The organism is Corynebacterium glucuronolyticum DSM 44120 (genome assembly GCF_030440595.1).
Taxonomy (GTDB): domain Bacteria; phylum Actinomycetota; class Actinomycetes; order Mycobacteriales; family Mycobacteriaceae; genus Corynebacterium; species Corynebacterium glucuronolyticum.
In genome coordinates this window covers 1,376,086-1,400,388 of record NZ_CP047452.1, presented here as the reverse complement: position 1 = coordinate 1,400,388, position 24,303 = coordinate 1,376,086, and the positions used below count along the sequence as shown (strand labels likewise).

Below are 24,303 nucleotides of genomic sequence, written 5' to 3'. Positions count from 1 at the left end.
CCCCTCACACAGGAGAACACCATGAGTCTTGGACCAGCTGAAATCGCCATCATCGTCCTTGTCATCTTGCTACTTTTCGGAGGCAAGAAGCTTCCTGAACTCGCTCGTTCCCTTGGTCGCTCCATGCGCATCATGAAGTCCGAGGTCAAGGAGATGCAAAACGACGAGACCGATAATTCTGCTGCTCCGCAGCAGCAGGCGATTGAACAGCCGCAGCAGCAGTACCAGCAGCCCCAACAGGGCCAGTACGGCAACCCTGCCCAGAACAACCAGTAAATAGAATCAGTTTCCTTTTACATTTATGAGCCAGAAATCACCCGCTAACGACAAGCGCACGCGGAGTCGACGCAAAAAGAAGAAGAACCCCGACGGCACAATGAGCCTCGTTGATCACATCAACGAGCTCCGCCGTCGACTGTTCATCTCGCTCGTCGCTCTCGCGATCAGCACTGTCATCGGGTTCCTGTGGTATCAGCATTCCATCCCCGGAGTGCCTACCCTCGGAGAGATCCTTCGTGGACCATACTGCAGCCTTCCGCCCGAGGTACGCGCGGACTTCTCCGGCGATGGTCACTGCCGCCTCCTGGCAACCGGCCCCTTTGAGATGTTCCTCCTGCGCCTGAAAGTTGGCGCACTAGCGGGGCTCGTTTTCTCCTCGCCCGTCTGGCTCTCCCAAATCTGGGGCTTCATCACCCCCGGCCTGCACAAAAACGAGCGTCGCTGGACGTTTACCTTCGTTTCGCTAGCTGTGACGCTGTTTGTCGCGGGCGCGGTGCTGGCTTACTTCGTTGTCGCCTACGGCCTCAGCTTCCTGCTGACCATCGGCTCCGAGGTCCAAATCACGGCACTTTCCGGCGAGAGGTACTACAACTTCGTTCTCGGACTCCTCGTCATCTTCGGCGTGAGCTTCGAGCTGCCGCTCGTCATCGCGATGCTCAATATCGCCGGCCTTGTCGATTACGAGGATCTCAAGGACAAGCGCTCCTACATCATCGTCGGGCTGTTCGTCTTTGCGGCCTTCATGACCCCCGGCCAGGATCCGGTCTCTATGCTGATCCTCTCCGTGGCTCTCACCATCATCGTCGAGATTTCCATCCAATTCACGCGCATCAACGATAAACGTCGCAAGAAGGAAAGCGAGAAGTGGGGAGACGACGAGGCCTCACCGCTAGACGAGTCCCAAGACGAGATCGCAGCCCCCATTCCGCGTCCAGAGAAGATCGCGAAGCCGATCCCGGTCAATCCCAAGGCTCGCCGGGTGAAAGACTATGCCGGAGGCACTCCCAAGCCACGGGCAGTCCCACGGAACATGGAAGGTGCGGACAAGCGCGGAACCCTTAATAAGCGGGAGCCCGGCGATTTCGACGATGTTCTCTAGCTAGAATTCGCGTCCGAGCTAGTAGTTGGTAGTTTGGGAACTATGACTGATGCGTTTCCTATGCTCGACGAGTTCGCTGCACGCCAGCTCTTCCCCCTCGATGAATTTCAGGTCGACGGCTGCCGCAGTGTAGAAAGCGACCACGGCGTGCTCGTTTGCGCGCCAACTGGTGCCGGCAAAACCATCGTCGGCGAATTCGCTGTCTTCCTTGCCCTGCGCAGGGGGCTGAAGTGCTTCTACACCACGCCAATCAAGGCGCTGTCCAACCAGAAGTACCACGACCTCGTAGACACCTACGGAGAAGAGCGCATCGGGCTGCTCACCGGCGATGTTTCCATCAACAGCGGGGCGGATATCGTCGTCATGACGACCGAGGTTCTGCGCAACATGATCTACGCGGATTCGCCCGCACTGGCTCGGCTCGGCTATGTGGTCATGGACGAGGTGCATTACCTTTCGGACCGCGACCGCGGCGCCGTATGGGAGGAGGTCATCCTCAACCTCGACGAGTCCGTCAACATTGTCTCGCTTTCGGCGACGGTATCGAACTCAGAGGAATTTGGTCAGTGGCTCGGGGAGGTCCGGGGCACCACCGATGTCATCGTCTCCGAGGTGCGGCCGGTGCCGCTGACGCAGTACCTGCTCGTCGGGAACCAGCTCTGTCCGCTGTTCAACGCAGATTCCACACGCATCAGTAGCCAAGTTAAGCGCGCGATCTCCCACCAAGGCGAACAGCCAATCGGCTGGGGACAAACCGACCGAGATCGTCGTTATAAGCCTCTGGGCAGGCCAGAGGTGCTACGCCTGCTCGGCGGGGAGGGGATGCTTCCCGCCATTACGTTCATCTTTTCCCGTGCAGGATGTGACGGTGCCGTCGCCCAGTGCCTCGGGGCTCGTCTTGACCTCACAACAGATGAAGACAAGGATTGCATCGCGCAGATCGTCGATGAGGGCGTGGAGGAGATTCCGCCGGAGGATCTCGAGGTCCTCGGCTTCAAACGGTGGAAGCTCGCCTGCACCCGGGGATTCGCTGCCCACCACGCTGGTATGCTTCCTGCATTTCGCCACATCGTGGAGAAACTGTTCGTCCAGGGACTGCTGAAGGCAGTGTTCGCCACCGAAACCCTCGCCTTGGGGATCAACATGCCGGCGAAAACGGTGGTGCTCGAGCGCCTGGTGAAGTTTAACGGGGAGGCGCACGTCGACCTCACACCGGGGCAGTTCACCCAGCTGACAGGCCGTGCCGGGAGGCGTGGCATCGATACGCAGGGGCGCGCTGTCATGGTCTGGGAGCCGACGATGGATGTCGAAGCCGTGGCCGGACTCGCCTCGACTCGCACGTATCCGCTGGTTTCCACGTTCTCCCCGGGCTATAACATGTCGGTCAACCTGCTGAACACCATCGGCTACGCCAACGCCAAGCACATCATTGAGCGGTCCTTCGCCCAGTATCAGGCGGATAAGTCGGTCGTCGGCAAGGCCCACGAGCTGGAAAAGGCTAGTCGCGCGGTCGAGCAGCTGCACACCCAACTTGAGCAGGCGATCGACGGCCCCGTAGATGAGTTCCTCGAGTACATGCAGCTGCGCGCGGATCTCACCGATGCCGAGCGGAAGGCGAAGAAGGACTTCGTCGTCGAGCGGAAGAAGGAGGCCACGGCGGTCCTGGCGAAGCTGCAGAAGGGCGATGTCATCGCGCTTCCGGGGAAGAAGACAACCCTCGCCGTCGTCATTGACCCGGCGCACCGCCGAAACGATCCGCGGCCGCAGATCATTCAGCAAGGTGGCTGGAAGGGGAGGGTCTCGCCGGAGGACTTCCCGGTCCCGCCCATTACCGTTGGGCACACGCATCTGCCTCGCCATGGCAGGCTTGGACGGTGGGTGGATAATGAGCTCAAACACGGCCACTACCCGCGGCCCAAGAAGATTCGTGCGCCCCGTCTGAGGACGAAGAAAGACCCGCAGATCAAGGCGTTGCGGGAGGCGATCCGCACGCATCCGGCCCACAACTGGGAAAACCGCGATGCTTACGCACGGCTCGGTGAGCAGCTCATGCGTGAGGAGCGACGCCGGGATAACTTACAGTCTGCTGTTTCGCCCGCCCGCGAAACTTTGGGCAAGACTTTCGACCGCATCCTGGATCTTTTGGCAGAACTCGACTACATCACGCCAGGGGAGAACCCGACTGTCACCGACGAGGGCCAGCGCCTCGCCTTGCTGCACAACGAATCCGATCTCCTCATCGCCTCGTGTCTGAAGCGTGGCATCTGGGACGAGTTGGATCCGGCGGAGCTAGCCGGCGTTGTCTCCATGACCGTGTTCGAAAACCGCAAGGAAGTCCGCGGGCGGGTCGGTGCGCCGACCGAGAGGATGGCCACGGCGATGAACAACACGATGCGCATCTACACCGAGCTTTCCAGTGATGAGCAGCGCCACAAGCTCGCCCTGTCGCGGGAGCCGGAGCCGGGTTTCGCCTTGGCCATGCACCAGTGGGTGGCCGGAGCCCCGCTCGATTACGCATTGGAGGCGGCAGCCGCCAGCGGAGCTGAGCTCACGCCGGGCGATTTTGTCCGCTCGTGCCGGCGGGTCATTGATGTTCTGGAGCAGGTGGCCAAGACGGGGTACACCTCCGACATCACCCGCCACGCGAACCAGGCTATCGACGCTATTCGACGCGGTGTCGTCGCCGTAGGCGATTAGCTCACCGCATGCGCGATGCGTGCCAGGTGCGGACGCACGCAGGCGATCGTCGACAAGCCGGTGTTGACTCTGCAGGGGTTGAACACCAGCGATTGCACGCCGACGATCCGTCCGTCGGCGAGCACGGGGCTGCCTGAATCGCCGAGATGCACCTTCCTGCCCGGGTCCGGGGCGACGAGAGCGCCGGTGCGCACACGGATCCGCATGTGAGTTCCCAGACCGACCACCACCGGCGTGATCACGGTACCGGGGATCGGCTCCCGAGCGACGGTGAGCACGCGCGTCAGTGGACGCAGGCGGGCAGGAGAAAGGGGCGGGTAGTAGGGGTGGGGATCCGCAGAAAACTTGGCGTTGGTGGTCACCAGGGCAAGGTCTGTACCGGCAAGTTTGTCCACACTCATCGCCCGCCGGTATGTCCCCGTCGCCTCCAGCTTCAGCCGGGTGTCTGCGGCGCTGACGGTGTCAAAGAAGTGCGCCACTGTAAGTACGACAGCCCCCGTGCGGTTGTGTCCGATGACCGAACCCACACATGTCGTTCGACGCGTGGAACCGCCTGACCGGCGGACGGCCGATAACGTGACAAGGTACGGATACACCATGCCCACCAGGGTAGCCGAGGACCGCACTGCGGTGGCTAAAATGACAGGCATGACTGAAACGTTCGACCATTCCGTGTACCAGAGGCGACTCGACCAGGCCCGCGAGACGCTCACTAAGCGTCACCTCGCCGGTGTCATTATTGGCACTGGTCCTGAGCTTGCCTACCTCACCGGCAGCTGGATTTCCTCCCACGAGCGGTTCACCGCCCTGGTCATCGCCGCAGACGGCACTGCTCGTCTTGTCGCCCCAGGCGTGGACAAGGGCGAACTCGGACGCTCCCCGGTGGGACAGATGGATATCGACATTGCTGGCTGGGCGGATGGTGAGGACCCGTACGCGCTCGCCACCGACATTTTCGGTGGCGGCGTGACCGGCCAGGTAGGTATCGGCTCCTCAATCACCGCCGACCACCTGTTTAAGCTCCGCGAGAAACTACCGTCCGCGCAGTTCGTTCTGGCAACGACCGTGCTAAAGGAACTGTTCATGCGCAAGGATCCCGAGGAAATCGAGTGGCTGCGCACGGCGGGGCAAGCAATTGACCAAGTCTTTTACAAGGTACCCGAGCTGCTTGTCGCCGGTCGCACCGAACGGGAGGTTGCTGCGGACATTGAAAAGCTGATCCTCGAGGGGCACGATGTGGTGGACTTCATCATCGTCGGCTCCGGCCCCAACGGCGCGAACCCGCACCACGACTTCTCCGACCGCGTCCTGGAAAAGGGCGATGTCGTCGTCGTCGACCTCGGCGGCACCGTCGGCCCCGGTTACCACTCCGATTGCACGCGCACGTTCGTTGTGCCGGGGGCTGAGCCGAGCGCCGATTACCAGAAGTTCATCCCCGTCCTCCAGCGCGCCCAGGAGGAGGCCGTGAAGGCGATTATGCCGGGAGTAACGGCAGAACACATCGATGCGGTTGCCCGCGACATCATCGCCGAGGCCGGCTATGGCGATGCGTACTTCCACCGGACCGGCCACGGCATTGGCCTGTCCGAGCACGAGGACCCGTTCATCATCGCCGACAACGATATGCCTCTGGAAGAGGGGATGACCTTCTCCGTCGAGCCCGGCATCTACTTGGAGGGCAACGTCGGCGCCCGCATTGAGGACATCGTCGTGGTCACCGCCGATGGCTGCGAGCGTCTGAACAACACGCCGCGCTCATGATCACCATTGTCGGTATCGGCTGCGACGGTCCGCACGGGATAACCGCCCGCGCCCGGCAGGCGATCTCAACGGCGGATATTCTCGTCGGTGGACAGCGCCATCTGGACATGGTGTCCGCTCTCAATCCGCACGCGGATACGCACACGTGGCCCCGTCCGCTCGCACCCGGCATCGCGCCATTGTTCGGCTCCTTTCCGGCCAGCGCACAGGTCACCGTCCTGGCATCTGGAGATCCGCTTTTCCACGGGGTAGGTACCACTCTTCTTCGTGAGCTTCCCGGCGCAGACTTCACCGTGTATCCCCACGTCTCCTCGGCGACGCTCGCCTGCGCCCGTCTCGGCTGGACGGTGGAGGACACCCCCGTGGTGAGCTTGACCACGAGCCACCCCGACGAGGTTGTGCCGCTTGTGCAAAGCGGTCGCAGATTCTTGGTGCTCGGTACCCCCGGCGCCGTCGCCGCTGCTCTGGGGTCTGACTACGGGAACTCCGCGCTCACTGCTCTCGCCGACCTCGGTGGTACCGAGGAATCCATCACCCACGGTACGGTCGCCGCCCCGCCCGAGCCCGGTTCTTCCCTCGTGGTCACCGCTGTTGAGCCGTCCGGGCCGCAGGAGTCAGCGCTGCCCGGGCTTGTCGACGATCAATTTCTCAATGACGGTCAGCTCACCAAACAGGCGGTGCGCGTCCATGGCGTGACTGCCCTGCGCCCGTTACCCAACCAGCACCTGTGGGACATCGGCGGGGGAGCAGGCTCGATTGCCATCGAATTCTGCCGCTCGACTCCGGGCACCTCGGCACGTGTCTTCGAGAGAAACGAAGAGCGCGCAACCCGGATTGAAGACAATGCACAGCGCCTCGGCGTCTCCCGCCGTGTTTCTGTATCCCGCGGTGATGCCGGAACGTCGATTGCTGGTCTCACTGAACGCCCCGATGCCGTGTTCATTGGCGGTGGGCTCAGCGATAAAGAAATGGTCGATGCCGCCTACGCCGCGCTTGTTCCCGGTGGAAGGATTGTCGCCCACGCAGTCACACTGGAATCCGTCGGCAGGCTCGTGGAGCTGTGCTCACGTTATGGTGGCGAACTGACAAGCGTGGCGATCAGCAAACACCACGCTGTGGGACGTTTTACAACACTGCAACCCGCCCTCCCTGTCATCCAATGGGTGGCGGTCAAAGAGACAGAAAGCTAAACCATGACTGTTTATTTCATCGGCGCCGGCCCCGGTGCCGCTGATCTCCTCACCGTTCGCGCAGATAGGTTGATCCGCAACGCGCGCGTTGTCATGTACGCGGGCTCCATCGTTCCGGAAAGCGTTTTGGAGTCCACGCCGGACGACTGCGAGCTCATCAATACGGCGCGGATGCCCCTCGATTCCATCATGGAGACCATTTCTTCCTATCACGACAAGGGCATTGACGTGCTCCGCCTCCAGTCTGGCGACCCCTCGGTTTATTCCGCCCTTGCTGAGCAGGTGCGGCGTCTTACGGAGCTCGGTATTGACTATGAAGTTGTACCTGGCGTGCCGGCTTTCGCCGCCGCTGCGGCAACACTTGGCCACGAGCTCACGGTTCCCACCGTTGGGCAGACCGTCATCTTGACCCGCGTATCCGGACGCGCATCGAAAATGCCCGCGGGGGAGGACCTTGATACCCTCGGTAAGTCCGGGGCGACGCTCGTCATCCACCTGGCTGCCCATGATGCCCAACGTGTGTCCGATGAGCTCGCACCCAACTACGGCACCGACTGCCCGGTTGCCGTGGTCGCGTACGCGTCACGCGACAATGAGCAAGTGGTACGTACGACCGTCGGAAAGCTACCCCAAGACATCGCCGCAGCAGAGATCACCCGGACCGCCGTCATCATCGTCGGACCCGTGCTTTCCGCCACGCAGTTCCCCGATAGCTTCCTCTACTCCGACGACCGGCCACGCGATGAGCACGGAAGGACGATCCCATGCGTGCACTAATCCTCGGCGGCACACGGGAAGCCCGCGACCTCGCGGCTCTCCTTGTCGGTCGCGGCGACTATGTCATCAGCTCACTGGCCGGCAGGGTCAAGGACCCAGCACTGCCCGTGGGCGAGGTGCGCATCGGCGGTTTTGGCGGGCCGGAAGGCCTCACAGAGTGGATTCGTGAGCACTCCATCGATGTCCTCTTCGATGCGACGCACCCCTTCGCCGAAAAAATCTCGCAGTCCGCGGCGACGGCGTGCGCGACAACAGGCACCCCCCTCATCCACCTGCACAGGCCGGCGTGGGAAAAACAACCGGGGGAGACCTGGATCGAAGTGTCCTCCATGGACGAAGCGGCTGCCGAATCCGCACGGTTTAGCACCGTTCTGCTCACCATTGGCCGGCAAAAACTTGCCCACTTCGCCGGTTGCGACTCCACCCGCTTCCTCATCCGCTGTGTAGACCCGCCTGAGGTTGCCCTCCCTCCACAGCACGACATCCTCCTGTCCCGCGGACCGTTCACCATCGACGGCGAAAAGGATCTCATCCACTCCAACGGCATAGAGGCACTGGTAACGAAGAACTCCGGCGGGGACCTCACACACGCCAAACTAGAGGCAGCGAGGGACCTGCACATCCCCGTCATCATTGTGCAGCGCCCACCGCTTCCGGCAGAAGGCAACCTCGTACACACGGCTGCGGACGCGATCGCCGCCCTCCCATAGCCGGGGGTAGTGTACCCCCTATTTGTCATGCGATGTCTCCTGCCCCGCGTTAGTGTGCGGGGTATGGAAACATTTCGGGGGGATTATTTACGCCTCTACGCTGATTCAATGAACACCATCCTTGGGGTGTACCAAGGCTGGTCTGTTGCAAAACTTGTTCGCGGTGGTGCCGACCCGGCACACGCCCGGGTGATTAAGAAACTATCCGGCATCTACTTCGGCACCACCAGCGCCACCGTCAAACAGGAACGCTGCCGGGCGCGGTCTAGTGCTAACCACCACACACTGGAATCACTGCGGGAAATCGAACGCCACGTAGCCAAACTGAAAAACAAAAACAACGCCTGGCAGCTCCGCATCGGCCTTTTGCAGCAACCCGCCGACCAGGCGGCAATAGGCCACCGCGCCAAAGAACTGTTGGCCGCGATCAATGGCACGGGGGTGGAGAACCCGAAGAAGGCGGTGTCGACGAGGCGGGTGAAAAACTCCACCATGAAAGACCTGTGCGTACGCACCTCCAGCCACCTGGTCACCCAGGCTATAAACGCCGCCAAAGCCTACGCCGAAAAGGAACACCTCGACCTGGCAGACGCCATCTGCCAGTTGATTCTGGGCAATGCCACCGGCAAAGTCGCAACCGTTACCCCCGCTGTCATCGTGCCGCTTAACCCCGACGTGTTGGGGGTGACCCCCGCAGAACGCGCACACGCCGCCTTATCGCTTACCGACGGGTCGGTGATGCAAGTCAAAGACTTCACCCAAGTCCAAATCACCGCCTTCGGTTTAGCCCTGACTGTCAACCACATCACCGGTGAAGACCTGGGGTTGTTCCGCCTGGATCCAGAGGATCCGGATGCCCGGTTTGCTGATGCGTATCAGCGTCAGGTGCTCCGGCTTATTAACCCGGTGTGTGTGGCCGATGGGTGCGGGGTCGGTGCAGATTATTGCCAGCCGCACCATGTGGTGGCTTTTAAACACGGTGGGAAAACAACAACCTCCAACCTGACGATGCTGTGCCCGTATGACAATGGGCGAAACGATGATGATCGGGACCGTCCCCTGCATGGGCATGTGGAGAAAATTGATGGGTTGGACATGTGGGTGCCCGCCTTCGGCGGCAAACCCAAACTCAACATGCACCCCTGCGCCCAAGGCGGCGCCATCCGCCTAGCACGAAAAATGACCGCACTAAACAGCTAAACACTGCTCGAAATACAACCCCCTCAGCAGGGGGTTCCTTCCGCACGTCGAAAAGCACACACCCCACGCAGGGTCCGTCCGCGCTCCCGCCGGCGGGGCAACGACACTGCTCAAAACGCAACCCTCTCAGCAGGGGTTCCCTTCGCACGCTCACGCTCCCGATGCTGCTAGCACACACGCATTCCCACAACCACTACCCCGACCAAATACAAAAACACCCCGCCTGAGCGGGGTGTTAAAGTAATACTTAGACGTTGAAGGTGCGGTACACCCAGCCACGGATCGGACCGAGGAGAGCGAGAAGAACGGCCTGCACGGTGGCTGACACGGCGAGCGTCATGAGGAAACGCTGTAGCCACTCGGGGAGGCCACGGAACCACTTGTCGGTCTTCGTGTCGCCAAGTTCACTTGAAACGTTGCGGAGTTCCGATGACTCATTCTTGGATGCCGCAGTGTAGCCGAGATCGCTGTCAACCTCGCTGGATGACTGCTGCTGACTTTCCGGCAGGCTGGGATAGATCTTGGCCGCTGTTGCCGGTGTCGCACCGGCGATGATGCTGGCGCTGACGATACCGGCGATAATCTTCTTGGTGGCGGTTCCCATAGCTTTTCCTCCTTATTTCAACGTAATTCTATAGCATACGTTACCTTTTTGTTACATCGAAATCTGCGGGCTTCTCACCCCACTCGGGCGTGCCGTAGTAACGCGAGGTGTATACGCGCGTGCCGTCGACCGTCGTAAAGCTCACGCTTGTCGACGCTCCGATGACGAGCATCGTCCGCATGTCCACCACCTGCGGGTCTAGCTCCCCTAGGGTGGTCACCGTCACCTTTTCCTCCGGCGCGCCGACGGCGCGGGCGACGATCACGGGGGTGTCCGGCGTGCGGTACTCAAGCAGGATCTTCTTGAATTCTTCCACCTGCCATGTGCGCTTCTTGGAGGCGGGATTGTAGATGGCCATGGCCATGTCCGCACCGGCAACGGCGCGAACCCTTGTCACCACCTGGTCCCACGGCTTAAGCCGGTTGGAAAGGCTGATCAAGGCAAAATCATGGCCAAGAGGAGCACCGACCCGGGAAGCAACGGCCTGGGCCGCCGTCATCCCCGGCAGCACGCGGACCGAAACATCCTCGTAGCCGCGAGTGTGCTGGACCTCAAGGACGGCGGTCGCCATGGCGAACACGCCGGGGTCGCCGGAGGAGACGACAACAACGCGCTTGCCTTCACGGGCGAGCTGGAGGGCATGCTCGGAGCGCTCCGCCTCAACCCTGTTGTCGCTTAAGTGTCGGACTTGTCCCTTTCGCTCTGGCACACGCTTGACGTAGGTGGTGTAGCCGACGATGTCTGTCGCCTCACGGAGTGCGCGGGAAACCTCTGGGGTTGTCCAGCGGGCAGCACCAGGCCCGAGCCCGACGACGGTGACGCTGCCGGGTTCGGGGGAGACGGGGGCATCGACAAGCTGGGTGGGAACGACGGCGACGGCGAAGTAGGGGATCTCCTCGGCGTTCGCCTCGGTGAGTGGAAGAACCTTCTGCCCGTCCATGCCGACGCGGACAGCAACGTAGGCCCGCTCTGCCAGTCCCTGTTCCGTGAGCACCTTCTTAACCTTGTCAAAGTTGCGGCCGAGCTTCATAAAGACAGCTGTGTCGCACGTAGCCAAGCTGGCGTGCAGAGCATCCTCGCTGAGAGTTGCCGGGATGATGGACAACACATCCTCATCTTCTGCGAGCGGGGTGCCCAGCACGTCGGCCGCAGCGGTGACGGAGGGTATACCGGGGATGATGCGCTGCGGGTAATCAGCAAGGAGCCTACTGAGATGCTGGTAGGAGGAGTACAGCATGGGATCGCCGACGGCGAGGACGGCGACGGTGCGCCCTGCATCGAGGTGAGCTGCCAACCGCTCAGATGCCTCCGAATAGAACTGGGCAAGTGCCGCCGTGTAGCCGTCGGGATGCGAGCCCGTTGTCACTGGGTACTCAAGGAGCTCATGGATCTGTCCCGCAGTGAAAAATTGTTCGGCGATGGCCCGCGCGTTAGACGAACCGCCCGGCTTGGCGTGGTAGCACACGACATCGGCAGACGAAATGGCATCTACTGCGGCGAGAGTGAGCAGCTGCGGGTCGCCGGGGCCGACGCCCACACCAATGAGGACAGGAGAAGAGGTGTTATTCACTTAAATGATTTCCTTGCTAGTGGCCAACGCGTTGAGCGCGGCGCACGTAATGGCTGAGCCGCCGCGACGCCCATGTACGGTGATGAATTCCACACCAAGGCCAGAGGCAACATCGGCGAGCGCACGCTTGGATTCGGCGGCACCCACGAAGCCGACGGGGATGCCGAGGATTGCGGCGGGGCGGGGGACATGCGGGTCCTCCAACTTATTCAGCAAATGGTAGAGCGCAGTGGGGGCATTTCCGATGGCGACAACAGCGCCAGCGAGATCCCACAGCTCGACTGCGGCGGCGGAACGAGTGGTGCCAAGCTCGTGTGCAAGGTCCACTGTGCGCGGATCCTCGAGGAGGCACTCCACACGGTTATCGGCTGGCAGGCGTTTGCGGGTGACACCCGTGGCCACCATGGTGACATCGGTAAAAATTGGCTTGCCCGCTTCCAGCGCGGAGCGGGCAGCGCCGACAACGCCTGCGGAAAATTCGATGTCATCGGCAAGATCGGTCTGTCCCGCAGCATGAATCATGCGTACGGCAATAGTCTGCTGCTCGGGGGTGAAACGCTCAAGGTTCGATTCTGAGCGAATCATGCTGAAGGATCGGCGGTAGATCTCGTTACCGTCGGTGATGTAGGAAAATGCCATCTGTCTGCTTTCTTCACGTCTCTGCCTGGCTGTGTCGCCGGTTTATATCTTAAGCGCGCAAAAGCCGCCGGCCATTACCGACGGCTTATATGCGGGCAGTTACCAGCTGAGCTTAACTTTGTTGACCTCGTATTCACCGTCACCGGTGGCGAGGTACTCGGTGTGGTCCTCGAGCGGGTGCCCACAGCGGCGCTCGCAGCCCACGAAGTGGACGAGGCCCTCCGGGGCTGAGCCGGATTCCACCAGCTGAATGGCATCGCGGCGGGTATTGGACTTGCCCTTTTGGCACTCGGGTAGGCCGGTGCACGCGGTGACGCGAAGCCAGGGGGAGTCGGCATCGAAAATCATGCCGACGGGGGCCAGACGCTTGACGGCCTCCTCGGCCTCGGCCTCGGTGAAGCCGTGGATGACAATTCGGTGCCACGGGGTCACCGTCGACTTCTTTCCTGTGGCGGCGATCAGATCGGCAAGGTCGGCGGGTACGACACCAAAGCGGACGGCTCCCACAAGGGTGACACCGTTTTCGCCATCGATCCAGCCGATCGGGCGGTCGTGGCTCGGGGGAATGTTCGGCGGTGCCGTGAACGTGACTTCACCGTCAAGCACGCGGATGAGGTCGTTGCGCTTTTCGGGGCGTTCCTTTACACGCCAGGCATCGCTGCGGATCTCCTGCCACTTTTCAGCGATCGCCACGATGGAGGCTGCAACCTGGTCGTGGTTCATCTGGACACCGGTGAGGGTGCCGCCGAGGACGAGGTAGAACACGTCGTTGACGCGGATGGCACCGAAATCGACTTCGTGGGCGAAGATGGTGGCGGAGCCGTCGTCAAGCCCGAAGAGGGTGCGCCCGGACAGGCCCGTGACCTTCTCCGAGGCGAGGAGGGCGCGGTCGAGCTCGCGGACGAGATCGGCGATTTCCCCATCCATAGGGGAGGCGATGATGTTTCGAACCTTGTCGTGGGCGCGGGAGGGGAGGAAACCGGAGGAGATGACCTCCTGGGTGAAGGTATCCTCGTCGCTGATGCCGCGGATCTGGAGGTTGCCGCGGGTGGTCATGTGGATGTCGCCGTCGCCGAGGTCGCGCGCCATGGCGGCGAGAGCTTTCCACCCGGCAGGCGTAAGGTGTCCGCCTGCAACGCGCACTCGGCCGATGGCACCATCATTGGCATGGTGCATCTTTTGTGCGCCCGGGCAACCGTCTGAACGGTCGCGGTCGCCGAGGGAAAACGAATTTTCAAGGGTCGAAACAGGTTTCATAAGACTCATTCTAGATAAGGTGGAGACATGAACCACTCCTTGGACACAGCCGCCAAAGTCCTCGCCGGAGGGTCTTTAGACATCGGACGTCTGATACTGAGTCGCGCTTGGCGACGACTGCACGGCGAGCACCTGCAAAGACCGGAAGTTTCCAGGTCAGGCCCCTTTGAACTTAGGCCAACCTTTGTTGAAGCGGAATCTGTGTCAGGATTCACACCAGGTCAGGTTGTTCGTCACACCGAAACCGGATTCGCCGGATTGGGATCGCCGGAGGGCAATCCTTTTCGCGTCCCGGCGCGGGTCGAGCGGATGGAATTTGTCACCACAGACTCTCATGGCAATAGGCAAACCGCAACGGGTGGGCTCATCTGCCCGACGATGCCCTGGGATGGCCCTGGTGTTCGACCGACGATCGCCATCGCGCCGGCAACCCAGGGGGTTGCCCGCCACTGTGATCCGTCCCAGTCACTCTCCCTCGGGTTTACGTTTCTCCCAGGGCGCCCATTTGACTTCGTCGCCGCCTACGAGCAGCCCGCGTTCAACTACTTCACTGCCTGCGGGGCGAACGTTGTCTTCACGGACTACCCACGCAATCCCGACACAGGCATGCAGTATTACTGCGATCACATCGCATCTGGGCAGTCGCTCATCGATGCCGTCAGGGCCGCCCGTTACCTCGGTGTGGCTCCGGGCTCACCCGTCGGCCTCTGGGGATTCTCACAAGGCGGCGGGGCGGTGTGCTCCGCCCTGGAACGGCCAACGTATGCACCAGATGTGACGGTGGCCGGTGCCGTCGCCGGCGCTCCTCCCGCCAATTTGCACGAGGTGGTGGCCTACATCGACGGGGGAATGCTCGTGGGAGTCTTGTCTTACGCCATCGCCGGCCTCGCCGCACAGGGTGACGCGGAATTCGTTGAGCTAGCCTCCATGTTTAATGAGGTTGGTCTGCACGAAATCGGAATCAACCTAGCAACGTGTGCCGGTGGCATGCTTGCCATGTCGCGCTATCACTCCACTGCCTCCTGGACGGTATCGGGCAAGAGACTCATGGACCTCGTCGCGGACGGCGATGCCCCAGCTGTCCGGGCCAGCCTGGATAGGCAGACGCTCGGGCGCACCGGGATGGCTCCATCGGCACCCGTCCTTTTGTGGGGTTCCGCGCACGACGATGTCATTCCCGTACAACCAGTACGGCATTTGGCAGCGACGTGGAAGGCCCAATCCGACTCGGTCACCTACTGGGAATCCCAGCTCATCGACGTTCCGGGGCGGACCTCCATCAACCACAATCTGCCGTACTTCACCACGCTCGTTCGGCATGCCGACTGGTTGCTTTCAACAGTAGGCAAACCTAAGTAAACTCAATATCATGATTTGCTTGCTTTCCACCTCCGACACGGATCTCCTCTCCGCCACTGTCGCAAACGAGGAACCCGATGTTGACTTCGACGTAGCCAACCCGACTCGTCTTAGCCCGCAGCGACTCACCGATCTGTGCGAGCGGGCGGAGATCATCATCGTCCGACTGTTGGGAGGCAAGCGCGCGTGGGAGACTGGCCTGAAAACGGTTCTCTCCACTGGAAAGCCTGTGGTGTGTGTGTCCGGCGAGCTTGCCGTCGACGCCGAACTGACCGACATTTCCACCGTCAACTCCAACGTGGTGACGCAGGCTCACACCTACCTCGCCGAAGGCGCGCCCCAGAACCTCGCCAACCTGTACTACTTCCTGTCAGACACTATTCTCCTTACCGGCTACGGCTTCGAAGCCCCTGTTCACCTGCCCATGTGGGGCTACCTGGCTGGCTATGAGAAACCCGCAGCCGGCCGCCCCCGGATTGGTATCGTCTACTACCGCGCACAGGAGCTCGCCGGCAACACGGCCTACGTGCACGCGCTCGCTGAGACCATCACGGAAAATGGGGGAGTGCCGGTGCCCGTGTACTCGGCATCCCTCCGCCAACCCGATCCGGCTTTGCTTGAGGTGCTGGCAACATGCGACACCATCGTCACGACAGTGCTGGCGGCTGGTGGGGCCAAGCCGGCAGGTGTTGGTGCCGGAGGTGACGACGAGGCGTGGAACGTCGAGCAGCTCGCGCAGATGAATATCCCCATTATCCAGGGACTGGCGCTGACCACACCGCGCGACCAGTGGCAGGACTCCGACGAGGGGTTGTCTCCTGTCGATGTGGCAAGCCAGGTCGCCGTACCCGAATTCGATGGGCGCATCATCGCGGTTCCCTTCAGCTTCAAGGAGTACGGAGCCGACGGACTAATTTCCTACCACGCAGACCCCGAGCGTTGTACGCGTCTAGCTCGCATTGCCGTCAATACCGCCATGCTGCGGTTGAAGGAAAACAAGGACAAGAAAATCGCCGTTATGCTATCGGCGTACCCCACGAAGCACGCTCGCATCGGCAACGCGGTTGGCCTCGACACGCCGGCATCGACCCTGCGAGTCTTGCACGCCATGGAGGAGGCGGGCTATGACCTCGGTGATACCGCGAAGATCCCCGGTTATGCGGATCTCGACGGCGATGCGCTGATGCACGCTATCATTGCTGCCGGCGGGCACGATCCAGAATGGTTGACCCCGGAGGTCATGGAGAAGAACGAGCTGCGGGTGTCCGCCGACACATATCGGCGATACTTCGCTACCTTGCCACAGTCCATGCAGGACAAGATGGTGGAGGCCTGGAGCGAGGCGCCCGGTGAGCTCTACGTCCACCCGGAGACGAAGGACATCTACGTCGCCGGCCTCCGCTTTGGCAATGTTGTGGTCATGGTGCAGCCGCCTCGTGGCTTCGGGGATAACCCCGTCGGTATTTACCATGACCCTGATCTGCCCGCGACGCACCACTACTTGGCCACGTACCTGTGGCTGCGGGAGGAGTTCGGTGCCGATGCCATCGTTCACATGGGCAAGCACGGTAACCTCGAGTGGCTTCCGGGGAAGACGATCGGCATGTCTGCGGAATGCTTCCCTGACCAGGCGATTGCGGATCTGCCGATGATCTACCCGTTCCTTGTCAACGATCCCGGCGAGGGGACGCAGGCTAAGCGTCGCGCCCATGCCACGCTCATCGACCACATGATTCCTCCCATGGCCCGCGCGGAGACGTACGGCGACATCACCCGCTTGGAGCAGCTCCTCGACGAACACCAGAACCTCACTGCTCTTGACCCATCCAAACTGCCGGCTATCCGCCAGGAAATTTGGACGCTGCTCACCGCAGCGAAGATGGACAAGGATCTGGGCTGGGACAAGCGCCCCGACGAGGACGTTTTCGATGACATGCTCATGCACGTCGACGGCTGGCTGTGCGAGATCAAGGACGTCGCCATCCGCGGTGGGCTCCACATCCTCGGCGAAGCCCCCACAGGTCACACCCGCATTGAGCTCCTCGCCGCCATGCTGCGCTCCCGTCAGCTGTGGGGAGGAACGCAGACGTTGCCTGGCATCCGTCAAGCACTAGGACTTGATATTGAGGATGACGGTGAGGAGCGGACGGAGACTGACCGGACGCAACTGATCGTCGAAAAGCTTCTTACAGACCTCGATGAGCGCGACTTCGATGCCACGGCCGTAGCCGATGTCGTGGACGGTGTCGAGCTTCCGACAGGAAGCGACAAGGATGCGGTATGTGCACTGCTCCGCTTCACCTGCGAGGAGATGGTTCCCCGGCTGAACGAGACGGCGGGGGAGGTCGACCAGATTATCCGCGCCCTGGACAGCGAGTTCATCCCCGCAGGCCCCTCCGGATCTCCCATGCGCGGGCTTGTCAATGTCCTCCCCACGGGGCGCAACTTCTACTCCGTCGATCCGAAGGCGATCCCGTCACGGCTTGCCTGGGAGACAGGGCAGCTGCTCGCAGACTCGCTCATCGAGCGTTACCAATCCGACCACGACGGCGCGTACCCGCAATCCGTCGGCTTGTCTGTGTGGGGCACCTCCGCGATGCGTACCTCCGGCGACGATATCGCCGAGGTCTTCGCGCTTCTCGGTGTTCTTCCCGTGTGGGACGAGGGCTCCCGCCGCGTCACGAGCCTCGAGGTCATTCCGCTGGAGGAGCTCGGCAGGCCGCGCATCGATGTCACCGTCCGCATTTCCGGATTCTTCCGCGATGCGTTCCCCCACGTTCTTTCGCTAATCGACGATGCGGTGCAGCTCGTCGCAGGCCTCGACGAACCCGCCGAATCCAACTACATCCGCGCCAACGCTGCCGGATCGACCGGCCACGTCAAGCGCATCTTCGGCTCCAAACCAGGCACCTACGGTGCCGGCCTGCTCCAGCTCATGGACTCCGGCCAGTGGCACGGCGACGAAGACCTCGCAGCCGTCTACACCGAGTGGGGTGGCTACGCATACGGACGCGGCATCAACGGCGAAAAGGCCGTCGCCGATATGGAGGCCGCCTACAAACGCATCTCCGTCGCCGCCAAGAACATCGACACAGCCGAACACGACATTGCCGATTCAGACGACTACTTCCAATTCCACGGTGGGATGGTCGCCACCGTGCGCCACCTCACCGGTGCAGACCCCGACGCATTCATCGGCGACTCCACACGCACCGAGCGCGTGAAGACCCGCACGCTCCATGAGGAATCCCGTCGCGTGTTCCGCGCCCGCGTGGTCAACCCGCGGTGGATCGACGCGATGAAAAAGCACGGGTACAAGGGCGCTTTCGAGATGAGTGCCACCGTGGACTACCTGTTCGGCTACGATGCCACGACAGGCCTCATGGACGACTGGATGTACGAAAAGCTCACAGACAGCTACGTCCGCGAGAACCGGGACTTCTTCCAGGAATCCAACCCGTGGGCACTCCGCGACATTTCCGAGCGGCTTCTTGAGGCCGCCGACCGTGGCCTCTGGGAAAACCCACGCCCCGAGGACATCGATACCCTGAAACAGACCTTCCTCGACATGGAAGCGGAAGCCGAGGGCGAGGACGAAGAGGACTAACCCCGCCCGATTCTGACAGGTCCGCGCGCCGTAGCGATATCAACAGGCTGGTCCTTCTGGGTTACCACCACGTCGCCACGAGCGGCCAGCTCACCCGCTACGGCGCGCACCGGTTCCATGAGGTCCCGCCACTGATCGCCGCCTAGCGCGCGGGCGACCTCCGACGGACAGATCGTCTTGTCCGGATCCCTGCGAGCGAGCAATTCTGCGATGGTTTCCCGGATATCCGCGTCAGAAACAGCCATGGTGTAAGGATAACCGCATCGTCCATCGCTATGATGGACAGCAATGAATCTCGCTATTTTATTTCTTGTCTACGTCCTCCTCGAAGGCCTGACCTTCTGGGGCATCGCGTCCCTGGTGGGAGCCGGGTGGGCTCTCGTCGGCCTCGGCTTCCTTTTTATCCTGGGAATTATCCTATCGATGGTGGAAATGCGCTCGATCACCTCTCGCGCGCTTGCAGGCCAGGAAAATGCCGGTGCGGTCCTCGGCGACAACGGGCTGATCATGGTCGGCTCCACACTGCTCGCCCTGCCTGGCTACCTCTCGACGGTTGCCGGCCTACTTCTTATTTTCGGGCCAACGCGCTCTGTCGCCCGCCGGATGATCGCCCGGAAACTGCAAGAACGCATGGACAACATGGCCTACCAGGTGTTCACTCAGCCCGGTTTCTCGCCGTTCGGGGCTGCTGGTCAACGACAAAAAGACACCCGCTTCGGAAGCTTTGGCAGCGACCAAAACGTCGTCAATGACGATAGCGTTATCGATTCCGAGGACATCAAGAAATGGGAAGAGGAGAACGGCTGGCGCTAGCCTCTACCATGAAAACTGCACTTTACACAGTACTTCGGCTAGTCCTCGCGGCGTTCGGCGGCTGGCTCGCCTACCTCGGCTACGAGCCCCACGGCCAATGGGAGCTCGCCCTTGTCGGCGTGGCGCTATTCATCGCCGCCCTGAGTCCCTGGGGCCGGGAACAGGTGGGGAAGAGGTGGGGAGCGCTCCTCGGCTTCGCCCACTTTTTCGCCTGCTATCTGTTTCTCCTGCCGTGGGTGGGGGAATTCGTCGGCGCTTTTCCGTTCGTGGCACTGTCCTTTTTTGAAGCCCTTTATGGTGCTCTCATCGGCGCAGGTGGCGTTATCCTCCTGCGCTCGCGCATCGGCAGCCTGTTCTTCCCACTCTTCTACGTCGCCGTCGAATTCTTCCGCAGCTCCTGGCCCTTCGGCGGTTTCGCCTGGGTGCGCCTCGCGTGGGGACAGGTCGACGGGCCGTTATCCCTCCTCGCGCCCCTCGGCGGACCGGCTTTGGTCACGGCAGCGGCAGTCACCGCAGCCCTCGGCCTCGTCCTCCTCTTTTCACGTCGCTACCTGGCGGGAGTCATCGCCCTCGTCACCGTCGCCACAGTCTTACTTGGCGCCTTTCCCCTAACAAACCCGGGGAACACGCGCACAGGGGCCGTCACCGTTGCCGCGATCCAAGGCAACGTCCCCCGGATGGGTCTCGACTTCAATGCACAGCAGCGGGCAGTCCTTGCCAACCACGTCGAGTCCACGAAAAAGCTCAGTCAGCCGGTGGATATGGTCATCTGGCCCGAGAATTCCTCAGACGTCAACCCGTTTGCGGACACACAGGCTCGGGAGCTCATCGAAGAAGCTGTTGATGCTGTCGGCGCACCGATCCTCGTTGGCACCATCACCCGTGATGAGATTGGGCCCCGCAACACGATGGTTGTCTTCGACCCGAAGCTTGGTACAGGGGAGTACCACCACAAGAAGTACCTCCAGCCGTTCGGTGAATGGATGCCTTTCCGGTCCTTTTTCCGGCTGTTTTCCTCCTATGTGGACCAGGCCGGTAACTTCAAGCCGGGTACGGGAAACGGGCTTGTACACATGGTCGCGGCACAGCTTGAGCAACCCGTCGCCGTCGGTGTAGCAACCTGCTACGAGGTCGCATTCGATGCCGCCTACCGCGATGCGGTCCGCGCCGGCGCACAGATTCTTGCTACCCCTACTAATAACGCCACCTTTGGTTTTACCGACATGACGTACCAACAGCTGGCGATGAGCAGATTCCGCGCAATGGAATTGGACAGGGCAGTGGTTGTTGCCGCCACCAGTGGTGTCTCCGCCATTGTCGCCCCCGATGGCACGGTGATCAGCCAGACAGATATCTTTACCCAGGATCAGCTTGTGGCAACGCTGCCGTTGAAGGAGGGACTCACACCCGCCGCGCAGTGGGGACGCGCCCTCGAGTGGATCCTCACTTCGCTCGGATTGCTGGCGCTTGTTGGGTGCGCGATCTGCTATCGCCGTCCGGAAACCTACGCCTTCTCACTGACCACTGTGCCTGCTCATTCTGCCCAACTGTAACAGGAGTACCCTAGTGGTTATGGCTGACAACACCACTTTGGTTATCATCCCCACGTTCAATGAGCGCGAGAACCTGCCTCTTATTTCCGACCGTCTGATGAAGGCTGTCCCCGAGGCAGATCTCCTCGTCGTCGACGACAACAGCCCTGATGGGACCGGCGACGTCGCAGACGAACTCGCCGCCGCGAACCCACGTATTCACGCTGTTCACCGCACAGCAAAGGAAGGCCTTCTGGCCGCCTACGTCGAGGGCTTCACCTGGGGGCTCGATCGCGGATACACGGTCATCTGCCAGATGGATGCCGATGGCTCCCATGCTCCAGAGGATCTACCGAAGCTCCTCCATGAGATTGAAAACGGTGCCGACCTGGTAATCGGCTCCCGGTATGTGCCGGGTGGCAAGGTGGTCAACTGGCCGAAGAACCGGTATATCCTCTCCAAGGGCGGAAACTTGTACATCGGGCTCATGCTTGGTGGCGGCCTGACCGATATGACGGCCGGCTTCCGCGCCTTCAAGCGCGAAGTTTTAGAGGCGCTGAACTTTGACGAGCTTTCCAGCGCTGGATACATCTTCCAAACGGACATCGCCCGCCGTTGTTTGCGGATGGGCTTCGACGTACGGGAGGTCCCCATCACATTCACCGAGCGGGAGCTGGGGGAGTCCAAGCTTGACGGTTCGTTTGTTGGCGATTCCCTCAAGGTCGTTACCGCCTGGGGTCTCAAGCACCGCGGCAAGCAGGCTCTCAACGCGGCATCACAGCTGGCCGCCAAGGCCGCAGATGCGTTGAGCTCGGTGAGCTCACGCATCAAGGAGTAGCTGCCCGCGCTCTGGCGCAAAGATAGTGTACCATTGGTGACATGTCACCTAAATTGGTGCCCTCACTTTTCGTTGGCCACGGGTCGCCTATGAACGCGATTTAGCAAAAACGCCTTCACCCAGACGTGGAAAAAGCTGGGCGAAAAGGTAGGAAACCCAGAAGCAATCATCGCCGTGTCCGCCCACTGGTACACACACACGGCACCTACGTGACGGCGATGGAAGACCCCCGAACCATTCACGATTTCTGGGGCTTCCCGCCCGCGCTCAGCGAGGTTGAATATCCCGTCCCCGGTTCTCCGGAGGTCGCGGGGGGAAGTTGTGGAGGCCGCAAAACCCATCTGCGTGGAAAAGGATACGCGGTGGGGGATCGACCATAGCACGTGGAGCGTCCTGCGCCATATGTTCCCCCACGCAGATATTCCCGTCAGCCAGGTTTCAGTCAACGCCGACGAACCCGTTGACTATCACATTGAGCTCGGAAAGAAGCTCTCCACCATCCCCGGCGCACTGCCCATCGGCTCCGGTAACATCGTCCACAACCTATCCGCCGTTGACTGGCACACCGAAGCAGGTTTCGATAGGGCAGACCGCTTCGACGAAAAGCGGCAGAGCTGATCACTGCTGAGCCGACGAGCTTCACTGAACTGTACGGGGACCCCGATTTCGCCCGCGCCGTTCCCACGCCGGATCATTTTCTCTCCCTGGCATACTTTGCGGGCGCGACTGAGGGGAAATCCGTGTCCACCTTCAACCGCGCCCGCACGATGGGATCCCTGTCGATGACGGGATACCTCTACGAACAGGATGCCAGAGCAACCTATGCGTTCTTCTTTGCTTCCTCTTCCTTCTGCTGCTTAAGCAGCTTGGCAGCGTGGCGACGACGCTTGCGGAGTGCGTCGACACGCTCGTCAAGAAGTACCTGGAGCTCTTCCATGGAACGGCGCTCACAGAGCATGTCCCAGTGCGTCCGTGGTGGCTTCGTCGGTTTGGATTCCATGCCCTCACCCTCAACGAGGGTGCCGATCTTCCCGTTCTTGCACAGCCATTCCTGCGGAATCTCCGCATCGTCGGCGAAGGGTACATCGAAGATCTCATTATCTTCCGTGCGGTATTTCACCATTTGACGAGGCGCGAGATCGTGATCGCGGTCAGTTTCGTAGCTGACGGCGCCCATGCGGCTGCCGCGCAGTACCCGATCTGCCATGTAGCTGCAACTTCCCTTCGTGAGTGTCCAATTTCTCTGCTCCACGCTCGATGAAGCAGTGACGTAACAAACTATTATAACCTACGACCGCAACCATGGCCTATGGTGTTAGACGTGGAACAGTCCAAAACAGCCAGAAAGCAGCCGTCGTGCGCGTGGTGTGGCAAGCCGATCGAGGCAGGTTCCTGCGGGCGTCGCCGCAAATACTGCAGCCAGGCTTGTCGACAGCGCGCGTACGAACAAAGAAACAATCTATCCAACACAAATATTCCCAACAATGCTGTCATGCTCACTCCAGATCAGGCAGATGAGCTAAAGGACAAGCTCTTTGAGGTTCGCTGCGCAGCCGAAGACATCCGTGAGGCTGTCCGAGACGGGGCCACGCAAACCGAGCTCGAGGGGCTTATCGACGATCTGGTTACCCTAACTCGAGTTACTGAAAAACTACGGTAAACTAATCGACATTATGCGTCGCAGGAAATTACCTCTCATCGTCCCCATTGCCATTGTCGCTATCATCGTTGTTGCCCTCGCCGGAGTAGCACCGATGGTGTACAAGGCTTTCACCTCCCATGGTGTGAAGACGGAGGGCATCGACAACACCGGCGTAACCAGCGCATCCACCGACCTCAACGGCACATGGAAGGTCGTTCCCGGCCCGGAAAGTAACCATTCTTCGGTGGGCTTCACCTTTTACGAGATGCTCCCCAACGAGAAGAAGTACACGTCCGGCTCGACGCGTTACGTTGAGGGGACCGTCAAGGTGGAAGACGACACGCTCGTCTCCGGCGACGTTACCGCTGACCTTGTGAAACTGCGCACAGATGTCCAGGATCGCGATGTCAGCATCCGCCGCAAGCTGTTCCACACAGACCAATTCCCAACGGCGAGCTTCACCACCAACGAGTCCGTGGATCTAAGCGGAATCCCCAGCGACGGTAGCGTGGGCCAGGTCACAATTCCAGGTGAGCTCACCGTCCACGGCGTAACCAACCACGTGGAGCCCGTTTTCGATGTCGTTCGCAGTGGCAAGCACGTGACCATCGCCTCGACGCTTCCGATCAACCGCCTCGATTACGATGTCAAGCCTCCGGAGTTTGTTGCGGCCTTGATCAACGAGGAAGGCGAGGCGAACATTCGCCTCACGTTTGAAAAGGAATAGAC

23 protein-coding genes are annotated in these 24,303 nt (G+C 61.1%); 16 read left to right on the top strand and 7 right to left on the bottom strand.

Annotated features, from left to right (window positions below):
* Positions 1–21 precede the first annotated feature (21 nt).
* From tatA to CGLUCO_RS06320, 3 genes are read left to right on the top strand one after another with little or no spacing between them, the layout of a single operon-like run.
* Positions 22–276: a Sec-independent protein translocase subunit TatA gene (gene tatA, locus CGLUCO_RS06330; RefSeq protein ID WP_005390098.1), complete on the top strand. Its 255-nt coding sequence runs from the start codon at positions 22–24 to the stop codon at positions 274–276.
* Between the two features lie 25 nt (positions 277–301).
* Positions 302–1,378: a twin-arginine translocase subunit TatC gene (tatC, locus tag CGLUCO_RS06325; RefSeq protein WP_005390099.1), complete on the top strand. Its 1,077-nt coding sequence runs from the start codon at positions 302–304 to the stop codon at positions 1,376–1,378.
* Between the two features lie 42 nt (positions 1,379–1,420).
* Complete coding sequence (locus tag CGLUCO_RS06320; protein ID WP_084036343.1) at positions 1,421–4,075, top strand: DEAD/DEAH box helicase; 2,655 nt, start codon at positions 1,421–1,423, stop codon at positions 4,073–4,075.
* Here CGLUCO_RS06320 and CGLUCO_RS06315 read toward each other — a convergent pair.
* On the bottom strand, positions 4,072–4,725 hold the full coding sequence (locus CGLUCO_RS06315) for a trypsin-like serine protease (RefSeq protein WP_231286060.1): 654 nt from the start codon (positions 4,723–4,725) through the stop codon (positions 4,072–4,074). The two genes, CGLUCO_RS06320 and CGLUCO_RS06315, sit on opposite strands and share 4 nt — an antisense overlap.
* On the opposite strand from CGLUCO_RS06315, the gene CGLUCO_RS06310 reads away from it, so the two are divergent.
* The 5 genes from CGLUCO_RS06310 to CGLUCO_RS06290 all read left to right on the top strand — a co-directional run bounded on the left by CGLUCO_RS06310 (position 4,724) and on the right by CGLUCO_RS06290 (position 9,713).
* Positions 4,724–5,836, top strand: a complete 1,113-nt coding sequence (locus CGLUCO_RS06310) for a M24 family metallopeptidase (protein ID WP_414437183.1) — start codon at positions 4,724–4,726, stop codon at positions 5,834–5,836. The two genes, CGLUCO_RS06315 and CGLUCO_RS06310, sit on opposite strands and share 2 nt — an antisense overlap.
* Positions 5,833–7,026 carry a precorrin-6y C5,15-methyltransferase (decarboxylating) subunit CbiE gene (cbiE, locus tag CGLUCO_RS06305; RefSeq protein WP_084036345.1) on the top strand — a complete coding sequence of 398 codons (1,194 nt, stop codon included), beginning with the start codon at positions 5,833–5,835 and terminating at the stop codon, positions 7,024–7,026. Before CGLUCO_RS06310 ends, cbiE begins: the two co-directional genes overlap by 4 nt.
* A 3-nt stretch (positions 7,027–7,029) precedes the next feature.
* On the top strand, positions 7,030–7,803 hold the full coding sequence (cobM, locus tag CGLUCO_RS06300; protein ID WP_005390111.1) for a precorrin-4 C(11)-methyltransferase: 774 nt from the start codon (positions 7,030–7,032) through the stop codon (positions 7,801–7,803).
* On the top strand, positions 7,791–8,513 hold the full coding sequence (locus CGLUCO_RS06295; RefSeq protein WP_084036346.1) for a cobalt-precorrin-6A reductase: 723 nt from the start codon (positions 7,791–7,793) through the stop codon (positions 8,511–8,513). The genes cobM and CGLUCO_RS06295 overlap by 13 nt, the downstream gene beginning before the upstream one ends.
* A 63-nt stretch (positions 8,514–8,576) precedes the next feature.
* On the top strand, positions 8,577–9,713 hold the full coding sequence (locus CGLUCO_RS06290; RefSeq protein WP_198481416.1) for an HNH endonuclease signature motif containing protein: 1,137 nt from the start codon (positions 8,577–8,579) through the stop codon (positions 9,711–9,713).
* A gap of 247 nt (positions 9,714–9,960) precedes the next feature.
* Here CGLUCO_RS06290 and CGLUCO_RS06285 read toward each other — a convergent pair whose 3' ends face one another.
* The 4 genes from CGLUCO_RS06285 to CGLUCO_RS06270 all read right to left on the bottom strand — a co-directional run bounded on the left by CGLUCO_RS06285 (position 9,961) and on the right by CGLUCO_RS06270 (position 13,792).
* Complete coding sequence (locus tag CGLUCO_RS06285) at positions 9,961–10,317, bottom strand: hypothetical protein (protein ID WP_005390114.1); 357 nt, start codon at positions 10,315–10,317, stop codon at positions 9,961–9,963.
* Positions 10,318–10,357: 40 nt separating this feature from the next.
* Positions 10,358–11,887 (bottom strand): precorrin-3B C(17)-methyltransferase, encoded by a 1,530-nt coding sequence (gene cobJ, locus CGLUCO_RS06280; RefSeq protein WP_084036260.1) that lies wholly within the window; start codon positions 11,885–11,887, stop codon positions 10,358–10,360.
* Positions 11,888–12,526 carry a precorrin-8X methylmutase gene (locus CGLUCO_RS06275; protein ID WP_084036259.1) on the bottom strand — a complete coding sequence of 213 codons (639 nt, stop codon included), beginning with the start codon at positions 12,524–12,526 and terminating at the stop codon, positions 11,888–11,890. It lies immediately after the preceding gene.
* 99 nt (positions 12,527–12,625) lie between these two features.
* A complete protein-coding gene (locus CGLUCO_RS06270; protein ID WP_005390117.1) occupies positions 12,626–13,792 on the bottom strand; it encodes a ferredoxin-like domain-containing protein in 1,167 nt (388 codons plus the stop codon).
* 192 nt (positions 13,793–13,984) lie between these two features.
* On the opposite strand from CGLUCO_RS06270, the gene CGLUCO_RS06265 reads away from it, so the two are divergent.
* Together CGLUCO_RS06265 and cobN are read left to right on the top strand one after the other, a co-directional pair.
* The gene (locus CGLUCO_RS06265) at positions 13,985–15,142 is read left to right on the top strand and encodes an alpha/beta hydrolase (RefSeq protein WP_005393913.1); all 1,158 of its coding nucleotides are present in this window, start codon (positions 13,985–13,987) and stop codon (positions 15,140–15,142) included.
* 10 nt (positions 15,143–15,152) lie between these two features.
* Positions 15,153–18,749 carry a cobaltochelatase subunit CobN gene (cobN, locus tag CGLUCO_RS06260; protein WP_005390120.1) on the top strand — a complete coding sequence of 1,199 codons (3,597 nt, stop codon included), beginning with the start codon at positions 15,153–15,155 and terminating at the stop codon, positions 18,747–18,749.
* Here cobN and CGLUCO_RS06255 read toward each other — a convergent pair.
* Positions 18,746–18,994: a DUF3253 domain-containing protein gene (locus tag CGLUCO_RS06255; RefSeq protein ID WP_084036258.1), complete on the bottom strand. Its 249-nt coding sequence runs from the start codon at positions 18,992–18,994 to the stop codon at positions 18,746–18,748. The genes cobN and CGLUCO_RS06255 overlap by 4 nt on opposite strands.
* 43 nt (positions 18,995–19,037) lie before the next feature.
* On the opposite strand from CGLUCO_RS06255, the gene CGLUCO_RS06250 reads away from it, so the two are divergent.
* The 4 genes from CGLUCO_RS06250 to CGLUCO_RS06235 all read left to right on the top strand — a co-directional run bounded on the left by CGLUCO_RS06250 (position 19,038) and on the right by CGLUCO_RS06235 (position 22,550).
* On the top strand, positions 19,038–19,562 hold the full coding sequence (locus tag CGLUCO_RS06250) for an FxsA family protein (RefSeq protein WP_084036257.1): 525 nt from the start codon (positions 19,038–19,040) through the stop codon (positions 19,560–19,562).
* A gap of 8 nt (positions 19,563–19,570) precedes the next feature.
* Positions 19,571–21,115 (top strand): apolipoprotein N-acyltransferase, encoded by a 1,545-nt coding sequence (gene lnt, locus CGLUCO_RS06245; RefSeq protein WP_084036256.1) that lies wholly within the window; start codon positions 19,571–19,573, stop codon positions 21,113–21,115.
* Between the two features lie 19 nt (positions 21,116–21,134).
* A complete protein-coding gene (locus CGLUCO_RS06240; protein WP_084036255.1) occupies positions 21,135–21,932 on the top strand; it encodes a polyprenol monophosphomannose synthase in 798 nt (265 codons plus the stop codon).
* A 321-nt stretch (positions 21,933–22,253) separates the two neighbouring features.
* The gene (locus tag CGLUCO_RS06235) at positions 22,254–22,550 is read left to right on the top strand and encodes a class III extradiol ring-cleavage dioxygenase family protein (RefSeq protein ID WP_005390132.1); all 297 of its coding nucleotides are present in this window, start codon (positions 22,254–22,256) and stop codon (positions 22,548–22,550) included.
* 202 nt (positions 22,551–22,752) lie between these two features.
* Here CGLUCO_RS06235 and CGLUCO_RS06230 read toward each other — a convergent pair whose 3' ends face one another.
* Positions 22,753–23,139, bottom strand: coding sequence for an RNA polymerase-binding protein RbpA (locus CGLUCO_RS06230; RefSeq protein ID WP_005390133.1), 387 nt, complete (start codon positions 23,137–23,139; stop codon positions 22,753–22,755).
* 114 nt (positions 23,140–23,253) lie between these two features.
* Here CGLUCO_RS06230 and CGLUCO_RS06225 point away from each other — a divergent pair, with 114 nt between their 5' ends.
* Positions 23,254–23,592, top strand: a complete 339-nt coding sequence (locus tag CGLUCO_RS06225; RefSeq protein WP_311197335.1) for a hypothetical protein — start codon at positions 23,254–23,256, stop codon at positions 23,590–23,592.
* 13 nt (positions 23,593–23,605) lie between these two features.
* Positions 23,606–24,301, top strand: a complete 696-nt coding sequence (locus CGLUCO_RS06220) for a YceI family protein (RefSeq protein ID WP_005390138.1) — start codon at positions 23,606–23,608, stop codon at positions 24,299–24,301.
* The last annotated feature ends 2 nt before the right edge of the window (positions 24,302–24,303 follow it).